Below are 14,438 nucleotides of genomic sequence, written 5' to 3'. Positions count from 1 at the left end.
TTGTTTTAAAAAGGAATTTGATAGGCGTTACGCTTTCGCGAAAGCAAGAACCACCTCAACCTTTTTTAACAAAAAAAGCTGCCTCTTTATAACAAGAGACAGCTTTTTAAAATCTAAAATAAAATCATTTATTGAATCATAATTTTTTCAGTAAACACATTATCATCGCCTTCTACCTGAAGGATGTACCATCCAGAGCGTATGCTAGACATATTAGAAAGACTTAAAGTCTGTTGATTTACATCTAACTCTTCTTTCAAAATTTCTTGTCCTAAAGAGTTAAATAAACGAGCCGTCCATTTTTCTGAAACTATATTACCAGTATTTATATGGATCACATCACCAGTTACCGGATTAGGATATACAGAAACCACAGCGTCCGTAACAGACTCATTAGATAATGTTACATTTTCAAAGAATAATTCAAAGCGGCCTTCCATCTCTGCAGGATCTACTATAAAATCTATAGCGTTATTTACGCCATAACTAATAGCTGTTATCGTACCTGCAAAATTATCTCTTAGATATGCATTTACTCCTGGCACAGCTTCCATTTTAATAGCTAACGTGTAATTAGTACTCTTATAATTAGTAATACTTAAAGGAATCACGTCTGCATTCACAGGAAATAGTCTTGACTCAATTGCTAGATTAGAAAGGTTACTCACTATAGATAATGTCTCGTCTAGATTACTAAACTTCACTGCATCACGCTCATCAATTGCAGGATTTTCTACATTAGAAAACCTCACTAAAACACCATCTTGAGCAGTTAAATTACCCATATACCTACTAGTTTCATAAAGATCTATCGTCAGCATATTATCTAACACTGGCGCAGAAAATATACCTGCGTCTGTTAATGAAACTTTATCATCGATATGAAAATCTATGGTACCAGGTGTAAGAGCTTCTATAAAGAAAGACTGTCCTGGTTCTAAAACATTACTTGCAAGAGACGCTCCTGTTGCACTACCGCTAGGTAATGTAATAGTTGTATACGCACCCCTAGTACCCAAAGTAGGGTCCCAGTAATAAGCAAACCCTATCGCTGTTGCACTAGTTGCAAGACCTAAATCCATCTTAGACTGATATGGATTACCTACTAGATTAAATCCTGCCGCAAGAGGTAAAGAAACATCTTCCTGCTCTAAAACTCCTGTCGCTCTAAGCGTAGTAGTCATATCCTGACCAGAACTGTTGTTATTAAGATCTAGATTACGATCACCTCTTACTAAAACTCTATAAGCCTTCCCTACACTGTGTAATGTAGTTTTAGTATTAGTAACTGCATTCCAGCTACCTCCATTAAATTCAAAGGCACTTGGATTACCAGTTGTAGTAAAATCTAATCCTGTAACTGCATCTGCAGGGCCACCTACTTCATTTAAAGAACCTAATACACCTGTTATTTGCATACCATATCCTACAGGTGTATTACCACCTTCTTGCCATGTATCAAATAAAGACTCCCCAGACACTGGAGATGTTAAAAATCTAAATGCGCGATTTCCAGAAATATAACGCTCTACTTCTATCCCATTTAAAGGATTAGGGTTAAAACTACCATCACCTACTATTTGCGCCGTATGCACAGCATTACTTTTAAAAACAACCTTACCTAAAACATCTCCAGAAGTTGACACATCATTACCAGCAAGATCTATTTCTCCAGCTACATTAAGAACAGTCTGACCACTTACAGCACCTAGCCATAAAATCTGATTCCTATCACTAGCCGTTCTATAATTACTTAAGGATATCTCAAATGAAGTAGCTGTAGATCTTAACACAGCATCTACCACATCATTACGATCTCCATGCACTAAATAACCACTACCTAACACAGCAGTGTTATCTCCTAAAATAATATCCCTACCCACATGCACGTCAGATGAGACATTAAGCGTTCCATTATCATTTATAATAAGATCCCTACACAGAAAACCACTTATCCCAGCAGAACTTCCCGCCTCAATAATCACTACATCCTGCATAGAAGACGGTCTACCACCGTCTGCACCAGTAGGATCATTAATCCATCCCATGGTATCGTTTCTATACACATAACTACCTACCTCATCATCAATAATGGTTCCTGTCGCGCTATTGTAGTTTAAATCCACCACATAAGAAGTGTCTGGCACGATACTTAAAACAATTGTTTCATGATGTTCAAAAACGTCATCTCCATTAATAGCAACATTTAATAATGCAACACCATCTGCACCGGTGGTAACTGTACCAGTGAGGTTAGTTACAATATCCTCACCTGGAATAGTGTTTGCTGTTCCCGAGACAGAATAATTAATAGTAGTAACACCCATATTGGTATTTACAAATCTATACACTAAGGTACCACCATCAGTAGCATTATCACCTTCTAGCGCACTAGCAGTAACCATCTCTACTCGTACACCACTAGGTAGCGGCGTTGTATATTCTTGTACAGGAGAATCTGTTATTCTCTCTGATGGCAAAGCAGACACTTTTCTTGCTACCCATCTTACCGTTCCGTAATATGGAGGTACGGTTCCAGAATAAGTACCTAAACCATCTGTAGTACTAAGTGGCAACACTTCTGGTATGGCACGTATACCAGTAGGTACCGTTAGTGGATCACAACCAGCACCTAAACAATAAAAGATACCTGACCTAGCACTATCATAGGTAGGATCTGTATCACTTACGAGATCAATTGAAATGTTAACATTATCTGCTCCAGAAGGCAGCATTGGCGCCATTACAGCGTTAGACCATACTTGTGTATTCCCTATAGCACAAGAGGTCATGACCATCAAGATGATGGCCTTTAGAATTCCCCTATTCATAATTCTTAAAATTAATTCACGGCAAATAACTCATTTACATCTCAATCGTGAAAGCGTTTTAAGGAAACAATAAAATCTTTTCGTTGAGTAGATTACAAAGTCCGTTTAACGCATTATATCACTTTGTTTTTCAATTAATAACGAAATATTAAATGCTATTATTAACAAAAATGGAATTTTAAGAGTCTCGCTTTCGCGAAAGCGGAATTTCAATAATCAGAGAGATAGAAATAAAAAAAGAGACCCTTAGTGAGAGTCTCTTTTAAATACAACTGAATTTTATAACTATTTTTTCTTAATTAATTTTGCCGTTCCTAATCCTATCGCCGCCACAACAGCAACAACCAGACCTGGAATAGGTGCTACATCTTCAATATCATCATCAAAACCTGGTTGGGCGTATGACACCGAAATTACCAATAACATTAAAACCAATAGTACATATTTCTTATTTCTCATAAATCTTATTTTTTAATTAAAACACGCAATTCTTATTCTATTATAATTTTTTCGGAAACAGTATTTTGCCCATCATTTAGATTAAGGATATACAAGCCTCTATTCAAACTAGATAACTCGTCTAAAACTATAATACCGTTAGAGGTGATTTCAACTTCTTTTTCTATAACTTGTTGACCAACCGTATTATATAAAGAGACTTTACATTTTCCAGCCATAGCATCACCTACATTAACATTAAGCACACCAGCGGTTACAGGATTAGGGTACAACACTAACTTATTATCTACGATTAAATCATCGGTTCCTAATGTAACCGGCGTAAAGACTAAATCAAATCTACCTACAGCAGTTGTTTCTGGAATATTAGAATCTACTTGAAATGAAACTTGTGTAGAAACTCCCTGATTAAGCAATGTCATATTTGAACTGTAGTTATCTCTTAGTGCAACTTCCATCCCTGGAATTGTTGGCACAGAAAGGTCTAACGTATAGTTAGAAAAAGTATAATTTGCTACATTTAAATTAATTACATGACTACTCAACGGCATTGAGCGAGTCTCAATAGCTAACAACTGTCCAGAACTATGCATTACAGAAATACTTTCATCTAGATTAGAAATCTTTACAGCGTCTCTCCCATCTACTCCATCATTCTCTCCGTCACCCAACCTTATAATTAATCCATCTTGAGCAGTTAATCCTGTGGCAAATCTATTTGATTCAAATAATTTCACTCTAATATCACTAACCACATTAGAAGTTCTAAAAATATTGTTTGCAGTAGTTCGGGACACCTTATCATCAATCTCAAAAAATACATTTCCTCCTACCGCTGAACTCAAGAAAAACGCAGCGCCTGGCTCTATAATATTAGTAGCATCACCTACTGTACCTAAAACCTCTAAGTCACCAGGCGCTATACCAGCATCTGGAATCAATATAGTACTATAAGCACCTCTCGTTCCCTGAAGCGGATCCCAATAATACATAGCGTCTACACCAGCAGTTCTTGCAACAAATGCCATATCCACACTTGCTTGGTATGGATTTGCTACTAGATTAAACCCTGTAACCAGTGGTTGAGTAAAATCTGTCTGTTGTAATCCAGAAGCAGGACCACAAATTCTTAATACCGTTTCTACAGGCATAGGATCATTAATAGAAATATCTACATTCCTATCTCCTCTCACTATTAATCTATATCCCTTTCCTATACTATGCAATTCTGTTTTAGTGTTATCAATACTACCCCAACCTTGTGACGGATCATAATCAAACATCGAGAAATTACCTGTAGAGGTAGGATCAAATCCAGTAACTCCATCTGCAGCTGTATTAGGAGTTCCTACCACACCTGTAATATGAGTACCATAACCTACAGGTGAAGCACCATTTTCTTGCCAGCTTTCAAAAACAGATGGTCCTGCGAGAGGTCCTGCAAGAAATCTAAATGCTCGCTGTCCTGATATATAACGCTCTACGCATACATTAATTTGTGAATCAATAGTACCTCCTGCACCAACAATAGATCCTGTAGCATTTACATCACTAGCAAAAGTTATGTTAGAAGTAGAAAAACTAGGATCTGTAGACTTAACAATACCACCACCTGCTAGATCTAAAACACCATAAACAATAAATGGCTCATCTCCAGTCGCACCATTAATACCAACAGAAGGTGCACCAATAGAAGCTCCTAATGGATTTTCAATACGCAGGTTTTTTACTCCTTGAGAAAACTGGTCATAACGTATCTCTGAAACAGCACCACTAGGTAACAGAACAATAGTCCCTTCTCCAGAAACCATTCCTTCTACCTCTAGCTTACCACTTACATTGATACCAAAATCACTTTGTAATGTTGCATTACTATTTATAACTAAATCCTTTGCAACAATTTCTGAACTTAAAACAGCTACACCTGCAGCAACCGTAACAACATCATTATCACTTGATGGAGGGTTATTTATATCACCCTCTGGATGATCCACCCATACGCCAGACATACAAGTATAGTCATAAGGACCTACTCTGTAAGTCATAAAAGTAATAACGTTAGAATAGTCACTCAGCACACCTGCCGCACAACTAGCTGTTATATAAGAATCATAGGTAGTTTCTGCAGCTAGACTACCGGCAGCAAGTGCTACAAATGTATCACTAGTACTACCAGAAACAACAGGAGAATCTACTTCTGGATCATCTCCAGTGGCATAAATTTCATATTGGTAGCTAGCAGCAGCAGGAACGGCGTTCCAATTCAAATTAACCGCATCGCTTGTCATATTAGTTACAGCAGTTTGTACTGGAGCATCAGTAGCAAGAGAGGTCTCAAACTTAAAATTAAAATCTTGAATCGCACCTGCAGATAAAGCCCTACCTCCAGAATATGTATCAGTAGACGTTCCTAAATTAGTAACAACAGAAGCAACACCATTAACAACCACTGTATATTTAGAATTAGGCTCTAAACTAACTGGTGTAGAGAAAACAGCCTTTAACTCTGTACTTAAGACCACAATTAAGCTGGTACTTGAAGCCAGTAGAGGGCCATTTATATCCTCACCTTCTCTAACTTGTATAGATAGTCCAACACCAGCAACTAATAAATCTATATCAAAAGCTGCCGAATTTAAATAGGAAACATTATTTGGGTTAGAAGTAAAGGACTGCCCAACTCTATCTAACAAGCCTACATCTATTGAGAGAGAATTAGAACCTGTTGAAGGATTTTCAATGTCTTCTTGACCGCATTGTGAGAAAACATGTGTCGAATTAATCATGAAAATAGCTATTAACATGACTTGAGTAAATTTTTTCATAATTTTTAGTTTTAGAGTATTTATGTAATTTATCTCAGGGGAACCATAAAACTAAATAAAACTATAACCCTATAAATATCATATTTGTTAATGTTTTTAAAATATATAGACTAAAAGTATATTTAAACGATTAAAAGCGATATTTATGTTTTTGTAATATCGCTTAAATGCATTTAATCATGATTAATTACCAAATGATAAAACATAAAAAAGGGAATGGTTACACACCACTCCCTTTTTTGATTATCAAATGTTTAGAAAACTACCCTACCACAAAATTCACAATCTTACCTGGTACAATAATCGTTTTACGGATCTGTTTTCCTCCTAATTGCTGTTGTACTTTCTCGTTAGCCAGCACCATTTTCTCCAACTCGTCTTTTGAAACATCTACTGGTAAATCCAGTGTAAATTTCATTTTACCGTTAAAAGAAATAGGATACGTCTTACTACTTTCTACCAAGTGCTTTTCATCAAAAACTGGGAAAGGCGCTTCACTTATCGACTCGTTATGACCTAATAGTGACCATAATTCCTCTGCAATGTGTGGTGCATATGGTGATACAAGAACAGCAAGTGGCTCTAGCACTTCACGACTGTTGCATTTTTGAGCAGTTAATTCATTTACGGCAATCATAAAACTACTCACACTTGTATTAAATGAAAAGTTCTCAATATCATCTTGCACTTTCTTAATAGTCTTGTGCAAAGTCTTCATGCTGTCTGGTGACGCTTTTTCATCGCTTACAGAGAATCCATTATCGTTATGATACAGTTTCCATAGTTTTTTCATAAAACCATAAACTCCTGTAATTCCCGCAGTATTCCATGGCTTTGCCTGCTCCAGCGGACCTAAAAACATCTCGTACAATCGCAAGGTATCTGCTCCATACTGGTCACAGATATCATCTGGACTTACCACATTGTATTTGGACTTGGACATTTTTTCTACTTCGCGAGAGACTTTGAATGTTCCGTCTTCAGCAGTAATGAATTCTGTAGATGCATAATCTGGACGCCAAGCTTTAAAAGCTTCCATATCTAATTCATTCTGAAGATTAACTAAAGAAACGTCTGCATGAAGCTTTCTTCCCGACTTGATATTTAAATCCTTAGCTTTTACACCTTGAGAAATAAATCGTTTTTCAATCCTACCATCAACTTCAACCTCTAACTCCTTTACAAAAGCACTCTCACCAAGAATCATCCCTTGATTGATCATCTTTTGGAACGGCTCTTCTACCGTGACTTTACCTAGATCGTGTAATAATTTTACCCAAAATCTACTGTATAACAAGTGACCTGTCGCGTGCTCGCTACCTCCTATATATAGATCTACGTTATTCCAGTATTCTTGTGCTTCCTTAGAAAACATTTCGTTTTCATTATTAGCATCCATATATCTAAACATGTACCATGAACTACCTGCCCAACCTGGCATGGTGTTCAATTCTAGTGGATACACACAATCGCGATCGTCATCGTTAGAAACTACTTTATTTTCTTGAGTACACCAGCTCCAAGTTGTTGCACGACCTAGTGGCGGCGCACCATCTTCAGTAGGTAAATATTCATCTACCTCTGGTAATGCGATAGGCAAGTGCTTGCTATCTATCATTTGTGGCAATCCGTCCTTATAATATACTGGGAATGGCTCACCCCAATAACGCTGTCTAGAAAATACCGCATCACGCAATCTGTAATTGGTTTTTCCTTTTCCAGATCCTACTTCTTCTAATTTCTCAATCGCTGCTGCCATTGCACCAGTCTGATAACTCATTCCGTTTAAGAAATCACTATTACAAAGCGGTGTTCTATCTTTTGCTCCATAAGCCTCTTCAGATATATCCACACCATCAAAAATATTCTTAATCGCTGGCATTCCTTCCTGACCTGCAAAGTAATTGGCAAATGCATAATCACGCTCATCACCACACGGTACTGCCATAACCGCACCAGTACCATAACCAGCCAAAACATAATCACCGATCCATACCGGTACTGGCTCACCACTTAATGGATGCGTAGCATATGCTCCTGTGAATACTCCAGAAATGGTCTTCACATCGGCCATGCGTTCTCTTTCTGATCGTGCTGCTGTTGCTTTTTTATAAGCTTCTACCGCGTCTTTTTGTGCCGCAGTAGTAATTTGATCCACTAACTCGTGTTCTGGAGCAAGTGTCATAAATGTCACTCCGTAGATGGTATCTGGTCTAGTGGTGAAAACATCTATTTTATGGTCATCTAGTTGAAAAGACACCATCGCACCTACCGATTTCCCAATCCAGTTGCGTTGTATTTCTTTAATAGATTCTGCCCAGTCTAATCCTTCCAGACCTGTTAATAAACGCTCTGCAAATGCGCTAATTCTCATCATCCACTGACGCATTTTCTTGCGCACTACAGGATGTCCACCACGTTCTGAAACGCCGTTTACGATCTCATCATTTGCCAAAACTGTTCCTAGTCCTGGACACCAGTTTACTTCCGTATCTGCAAGAAAAGTTAATCTATAATCAAGCAATATCTCCTGTTGCTCTTTTTCTGTAAACGCGTTCCACTCTGCAGCTGTGAAGTGTCTCAAATCTTCTTCTGTGGCAGCGTTGATGTTATTTGTTCCGCTTTCGCGAAAGCGAGATTCTAACAAACTAATAGGTTGCGCCTTATCTGCATCATTATCATACCAACTATCAAATAGCATGATAAAAATCTCTTGTGTATATTTATAATAATCTGGCGAAGAAGTTCTTACCTCACGATCCCAATCAAAGCTAAAACCGATGCGATCCATCTGATTGCGGTATCCGGCAATTTTGTTTCCAGACTTATCAGTTCCTCCTTCAATATTTGTTTTAGTAGTCTCTGCCGGATGTTGACCTGTCTGTATCGCATACTGCTCTGCAGGTAGTCCAAAACTATCATAACCCATAGGGTGCAAGACATTAAAACCCTTGTGACGCTTATAACGAGACACAATATCACTAGCAATATAACCTAACGGATGCCCTACGTGTAGCCCAGCACCACTAGGATATGGAAACATATCGAGTGCATAGAATTTAGGTTTATCAGAGTTATTTGTAGCTTTAAAAGTCTTATTAGTAGCCCAATGTTTTTGCCATTTTGCTTCTATTTCTTTGTGATCGTAGAGTAACATAGTTTCTTCTTGTAAGTAGCAAAAATACTAAAGCGTTTGTGAATTGTGGTATTAAATAAGTTTTGAGATAGAAAATGGTTATTGAACATCATATCCATCCCATTTTGTCAATAATTAAAGACTAAAAAACAAGTTATACCGTTTGTGAGATAAAATAACTATCTGGAAATCGTTCTAGGTGTGTTACTTTGTTATTTTTGTAAATCAATTCTAGTCGTTGTAAAATTTATGTCATCACAGTCCAGTTATCAGAAACGTCGTTTATTCAGCTCCTATTTTTGGGTGGTAATCAGCTTGTTTCTGGTTTTATTCATGCTAGGTTTACAAGGTTTTTTCTTGCTTAACAGCCAGAAACTAGCCGATTATTTCCGTGAGCAGGTGCCTATGTCTATCTATTTTAAGGACACCGCAAAGGATGTGGACATGCGACAACTAGAAAAAACACTACAAATGGCAGACTATACAAAGAATGCTGTTTTTGTGAGTAGTGAAGAAGGTGCGCAACGTACCAAAGAAGATCTAGGAGAAGATTTTATTGCAAAATTAGATGGATTTAACCCTATCCCTAACTCTATAGATGTGCGACTCAATGCAAATTTTGTTACCGCAACCGAGATACAACAAATCGCAGATGATCTTGCTGCAAAAGAATACGTGCAAGAAGTAAGCTATGATAAACCACTGGTTTCTTTACTTAACAAAAATGTAAAGCGCATCTCTTTCTGGATGCTTATCGTGTCTGGAATTTTTGTTTTAATCGCATTTTTATTAATCAACAGTTCTATAAGACTAAGCGTTTATGCCAAACGTTTTACGATAAAAACTATGCAAATGGTAGGCGCTACCAAAGGGTTTATACGCAGACCATTTATCATGACTAGCATAAAACTAGGATTAATCGCTGCCATACTAGCTCTAGGATTACTAGCCGTAGTAGTTTATTATGCAGACGGTTTTGTGCCAGAATTAGAAATACTTGAAAATTATGAAATGCTGACTATTCTATTTGTTGGTGTCTTAGTTTTCGGAATATTAATAAGTTTGATCAGTACATTTTTTGCAACAACTCGTTATTTAAATTTAAAAACAGATCAGTTGTATTACTAGGTAAGAAACCTTTCCCTAGCATTAAAGGGCAGGTTTCTATAAGGAGAGATTAAAGTAAAGTCTTCTCAACCTTTAGGATTGGGGAATGAAAACTGAGAAAATATAAACAGATTCTGCGATTGATGCGGAATGGCAATATTATAAAAATGAAAAAAGGAATCATTAAAGAATCTCACCATAAAGCTTCTAAACCTCTTGATAGACAAGAGGCTGTCGAAGTAGAAGAGAATATCAAGCCTAATTTTGAATTTGTTTTCAAAAAGAAAAACTATCTATGGATGGTTATAGGACTCGTAGTTATTGCTGCTGGATTTGCTCTTATGGCCGGTGGTGGTAGTGAAGACCCTGCTGTTTTTAATGAAGATATTTTCTCATGGAGACGCATTAGACTTGCACCTATGATGGTTCTTGCAGGTTTTGGGATCGAGATGTATGCTATTCTTTTAAATCCAGATAAAAAGTAAATGGAGACTATAGACGCATTTGTTTTAGGAGTTATTCAAGGGCTTACCGAGTTTTTACCTGTTTCTTCTAGTGGACACATAGAATTAGGGAAAGCCGTTTTAGGAACCGATATAGCAAACAAAGAGGAGAATTTACTCTTTACAGTGGTAGTACATTTTGCCACAGCGCTAAGTACCATTATCGTTTTTAGAAAAGATATTATAGAATTACTTAAAGGTATTTTTGCTTTTAAGTGGAATGAAGAGACTCAATTTGCTTCTAAAATTGTTCTTTCTATGATACCTGCCGTTATAGTAGGTTTATTATTTGAGAAACAACTAGAAGAACTCTTTGAAGGTAGAATTATACTTGTAGGCTTCATGTTAATTATAACTGGTTTACTGTTATTTCTAGCTGGTCGCGCAAAAAAAACAGAGAAAGGTGTCAGCTGGAAAGATGCCTTAATTATAGGAGCATCACAAGCCATAGCTATGTTGCCAGGTATCTCTAGAAGTGGCGCAACCATTTCTACATCAGTATTACTAGGTAATGATAGAGCAAAAGCCGCTCGATTTTCATTCTTAATGGTTGTTCCATTAATTTTTGGAAAAATCGCAAAGGATTTATTAGATGTAGTAAAAGGTGACACTATTATAGAAAATGTATCTACAACTCCTTTAATTGTTGGCTTTTTTGCAGCGTTTATAGTAGGGTTACTAGCTTGTACCTGGATGATATCCTTAGTACGTAAAGCAAAACTTTATTACTTCTCTTACTACTGCTTTGCGGTAGGTATAATAGCTATTATCGCTGGTGTAGTTAATTCATAAATAATCTAGCTCAGAATAAATAATTACTTTTAGCATACTAAAAATTAGAAATGCAAAAGTTAATTATAGCTCTCATATTATTTACAAGTACTGCTAGCATGGCACAACAAACAACCGTTAAAGGCGCTTTTTTAGAAAAATGGAATAACTCACGCGATTACCTTATCGCTGTTGCCGAGGCGATGCCAGAAGAGTTTTATGATTATAAACCTACCGAAAGACAAAAATCTTTTAAAGAACAATTACTTCATATGCAAGGAAACATGAACTGGTTGAACACTTCTTACTTTGTGAAAAATGAAGGCGATAAAGAAAAAGTAGATTATTTCACTTTTAATAAAAAGGATACTATAGAATTATTACAATCGAGTTTTGATGAAGTATACAAAACTATAGAAGCAACTCCAGAAAAGGATTTAAAAGACATTGTAGACTTCTTTGCTGGCCCTAAATCTAAACTACAAATCATGAACTTACTGCAAGATCATGTAACGCACCATCGAGGTCAATTGCTTGTTTATCTTAACCTAAAAGGAATTACACCACCTAAATTTAGTGGCTGGTAAGGGATTATTTCTTGGGCTTTAAACCTCAGAGGCTGGAAAAGCATTGAAATACAAAAAACGGCTTCTATTTCTAGAAGCCGTTTTTGGTACATTTTAGTTTATTTTAATTCCGCTTTCGCAAAAGCGGGAACAACATCAATATTTCTAGTCTATTGAAAGTCTGCGTCAGTAACTGTATTTACTTGTACTTTCTGAACTTTGAAACCAAGATCTCTACCCATTAATTGCTGAGTAATAGTCATAGGAAACTGAACTCCACCAGTTGCCTTATAATCGCTGAACTGAATAAGAGCACTCACTTTCTCACCTTGAGGTGTTTTTGTAGGAGATTCCTGACCAACTAATAGACCTGTGTTTACATCATAAAAAGTCTTCTTATCATCTGACCATTTGATGACGTAAACTTGCTTATCACCCATCATTTCTGCACCTGCAAGAGTTGCTTTGTCAGCCATATATAATTCTGGGAAAAACATAGCTTCTTCCATCGCTATGGTAGCATCTTCACCAGTTAACTCTTGGCTGCCGCCCATACCGCTTACATTTGCTTTACCATTCATAACCGTTTGTTTTGCCAAAGTATTACCACCCATTTTAATAGTCTGGTTCCACTTATTACCTTTTGCACGTTTTACGTCTAGAATCAACTCACCCATAGGTGCTGTGTAAACAGCAAAATAAGAAGTAGATTTAAGAGCTGACACAGCATCTTTACCACCTATTGCGTTGATGTAGTTATCCATAACTGTTTGAGCAGTTAGACCTGCAGGAATCTCTATAGTAGAAGGACGCTCTGTCTCGTTTGCATCTTTGTCATAAAATTTAACCGGTACTGTTTTACCATTTAATTTCATTTTTTCAAGAGGCTCAAGAATATCTGCAGCCTTACCTACTAATACGATACGTAAGTTATCTGGGCTCAGGTACTTGTTTGCAACACGTTTCACATCTTCTTTAGTCACTTTATTTATGTTAGAAATAAAGTTTTTGTAAAAATCTTTATCAAGATCATTCTTCTCGATATTAATAGAACGACTCGCTACTACCGACTTATCTTCTGACTGCATGATAAAGCTACCTAAGAACTTTGCCTTTGCAGTAGAAAGCATTTCATCTTCTACATACTCATCTCTAATTCTGTTCAATTCTTTAAAAGTCTCTACTAGAGCGCTATCAGTAACTTCATTACGCACCTTTGCAGTTGCACTAAAAGTTCCTTTATAGTTTCTACCTGTACCTATATTAGAACGTGCACCGTATGTATAACCATTTGCCTCACGCAAGTTCATATTAAGGTAAGAACCGAAAGAACCACCAAATACATAGTTTGCTACAAGAACAGCATAATAATCTGGATCGCTCATTTTTAATTCAGAAAGACTCATAACAGCAAGTTCTGTTTGAACTGCGTTAGGCACATCAATTAAGTTGATTTGGGTTTCCTCAACATCAGCTAGCTCTGGAAGAACTGGTTTAGGTGCCATTCCCTTATCCCATTTACCAAAGTATTTCTTTACTAACTTCTTAGCTTCTTTTTTCTCGATATCACCAGTGATGATTAAATACCCATTTGACGGCTTAAAGTAATTTGTATAAAACGCGTTAACGTCTTCTAGAGTTACAGAGTTGATAGTCTCTTCTGTAGAGAACTCACCAGCTGGGTGATTTTTACCATATACTAAAGCACTACGTACTTTACCAGCAATGGCAGCAGCACTGTTCTCTCCAGATTTTAATCCTTCAATAGCTTGAGACTTTTCAAAGTCTAATTCTTTTTGAGTGAAGTTAGGCTTAAAAGCTGCTTCAGTAAAAAGTTGAAAAATTTCTTCTTTGTACTTAGAAAGACCACCAGCAAAACCACCGTTAACTCCTACAAAGATATTTGCTCCTAGATAATCTACCTTTTCATTAAACTCTTCCTTAGAAGTCTCTGTAGAACCTTTACCTATTAAAGCACCAGTTAAAGACTGTACTCCAGCTTTATCACCTTCAAAAACAGGCGGGTTATTAAGGTCAAGACTCATGTTAAGAGTAGGCAGTTTTTTATCTGACACCACAAGAACTTGAAGTCCGTTCTTTAATTCAAATGTGTAAGGTTTACCTAAGTTAATTTCTGGAGTAGGTCCAGAAGTAGGCATTTGTGATCTATCTATTTGTGCAATGGCAGTAGCTCCTGTAAGGAATAGTACCATTAAAAATATAAGTTGCTTTTTCATTGT

Annotated in this window: 9 protein-coding genes; 4 read left to right on the top strand and 5 right to left on the bottom strand. The window is 36.8% G+C overall.

The annotated features are described in order from the left end of the window. Positions 1-128 precede the first annotated feature (128 nt). The 4 genes from ACJJVN_RS13320 to leuS all read right to left on the bottom strand — a co-directional run bounded on the left by ACJJVN_RS13320 (position 129) and on the right by leuS (position 9,272). Positions 129-2,831: a T9SS type A sorting domain-containing protein gene (locus tag ACJJVN_RS13320; protein ID WP_405378664.1), complete on the bottom strand. Its 2,703-nt coding sequence runs from the start codon at positions 2,829-2,831 to the stop codon at positions 129-131. Positions 2,832-3,116: 285 nt separating this feature from the next. Continuing rightward, a complete protein-coding gene (locus tag ACJJVN_RS13315) occupies positions 3,117-3,239 on the bottom strand; it encodes a hypothetical protein (protein ID WP_405378662.1) in 123 nt (40 codons plus the stop codon). 83 nt (positions 3,240-3,322) lie between these two features. Continuing rightward, entirely contained in the window at positions 3,323-6,115 is a 2,793-nt protein-coding gene (locus ACJJVN_RS13310) for a T9SS type A sorting domain-containing protein (RefSeq protein ID WP_405378660.1), read from the bottom strand. A gap of 262 nt (positions 6,116-6,377) precedes the next feature. Then, the gene (leuS, locus tag ACJJVN_RS13305) at positions 6,378-9,272 is read right to left on the bottom strand and encodes a leucine--tRNA ligase (RefSeq protein ID WP_405378658.1); all 2,895 of its coding nucleotides are present in this window, start codon (positions 9,270-9,272) and stop codon (positions 6,378-6,380) included. Positions 9,273-9,500: 228 nt separating this feature from the next. Here leuS and ACJJVN_RS13300 point away from each other — a divergent pair, with 228 nt between their 5' ends. The 4 genes from ACJJVN_RS13300 to ACJJVN_RS13285 all read left to right on the top strand — a co-directional run bounded on the left by ACJJVN_RS13300 (position 9,501) and on the right by ACJJVN_RS13285 (position 12,219). Further along, entirely contained in the window at positions 9,501-10,379 is an 879-nt protein-coding gene (locus ACJJVN_RS13300; RefSeq protein WP_104514339.1) for an ABC transporter permease, read from the top strand. A gap of 146 nt (positions 10,380-10,525) precedes the next feature. Beyond that, complete coding sequence (locus tag ACJJVN_RS13295) at positions 10,526-10,843, top strand: DUF3098 domain-containing protein (RefSeq protein ID WP_405378656.1); 318 nt, start codon at positions 10,526-10,528, stop codon at positions 10,841-10,843. After that, complete coding sequence (locus tag ACJJVN_RS13290; RefSeq protein ID WP_405378654.1) at positions 10,844-11,653, top strand: undecaprenyl-diphosphate phosphatase; 810 nt, start codon at positions 10,844-10,846, stop codon at positions 11,651-11,653. A 50-nt stretch (positions 11,654-11,703) separates the two neighbouring features. After that, the gene (locus ACJJVN_RS13285) at positions 11,704-12,219 is read left to right on the top strand and encodes a DinB family protein (RefSeq protein WP_405378652.1); all 516 of its coding nucleotides are present in this window, start codon (positions 11,704-11,706) and stop codon (positions 12,217-12,219) included. A 149-nt stretch (positions 12,220-12,368) separates the two neighbouring features. Here the strand turns inward: ACJJVN_RS13285 and ACJJVN_RS13280 are convergent, their stop codons facing one another. Then, positions 12,369-14,435: a M16 family metallopeptidase gene (locus ACJJVN_RS13280; protein WP_405370017.1), complete on the bottom strand. Its 2,067-nt coding sequence runs from the start codon at positions 14,433-14,435 to the stop codon at positions 12,369-12,371. Positions 14,436-14,438 lie beyond the last annotated feature (3 nt).

This window comes from Nonlabens sp. Asnod3-A02 (genome assembly GCF_045063755.1).
GTDB lineage: Bacteria > Bacteroidota > Bacteroidia > Flavobacteriales > Flavobacteriaceae > Nonlabens > Nonlabens xylanidelens.
The sequence above is the reverse complement of the archived record's forward strand: the minus strand, read 5'-3'. Positions and strand labels throughout refer to the sequence as shown.

Bases quoted from the DNA above. Each gene is read 5' to 3' on its own strand.
- ACJJVN_RS13320 (WP_405378664.1), bottom strand. From the start codon at position 2,831: ATGAATAGGGGAATTCTAAAGGCCATCATCTTGATGGTCATGACCTCT.
- ACJJVN_RS13310 (WP_405378660.1), bottom strand. From the start codon at position 6,115: ATGAAAAAATTTACTCAAGTCATGTTAATAGCTATTTTCATGATTAAT.
- leuS (WP_405378658.1), bottom strand. From the start codon at position 9,272: ATGTTACTCTACGATCACAAAGAAATAGAAGCAAAATGGCAAAAACAT.
- ACJJVN_RS13300 (WP_104514339.1), top strand. From the start codon at position 9,501: ATGTCATCACAGTCCAGTTATCAGAAACGTCGTTTATTCAGCTCCTAT.
- ACJJVN_RS13295 (WP_405378656.1), top strand. From the start codon at position 10,526: ATGAAAAAAGGAATCATTAAAGAATCTCACCATAAAGCTTCTAAACCT.
- ACJJVN_RS13290 (WP_405378654.1), top strand. From the start codon at position 10,844: ATGGAGACTATAGACGCATTTGTTTTAGGAGTTATTCAAGGGCTTACC.
- ACJJVN_RS13285 (WP_405378652.1), top strand. From the start codon at position 11,704: ATGCAAAAGTTAATTATAGCTCTCATATTATTTACAAGTACTGCTAGC.
- ACJJVN_RS13280 (WP_405370017.1), bottom strand. From the start codon at position 14,435: ATGAAAAAGCAACTTATATTTTTAATGGTACTATTCCTTACAGGAGCT.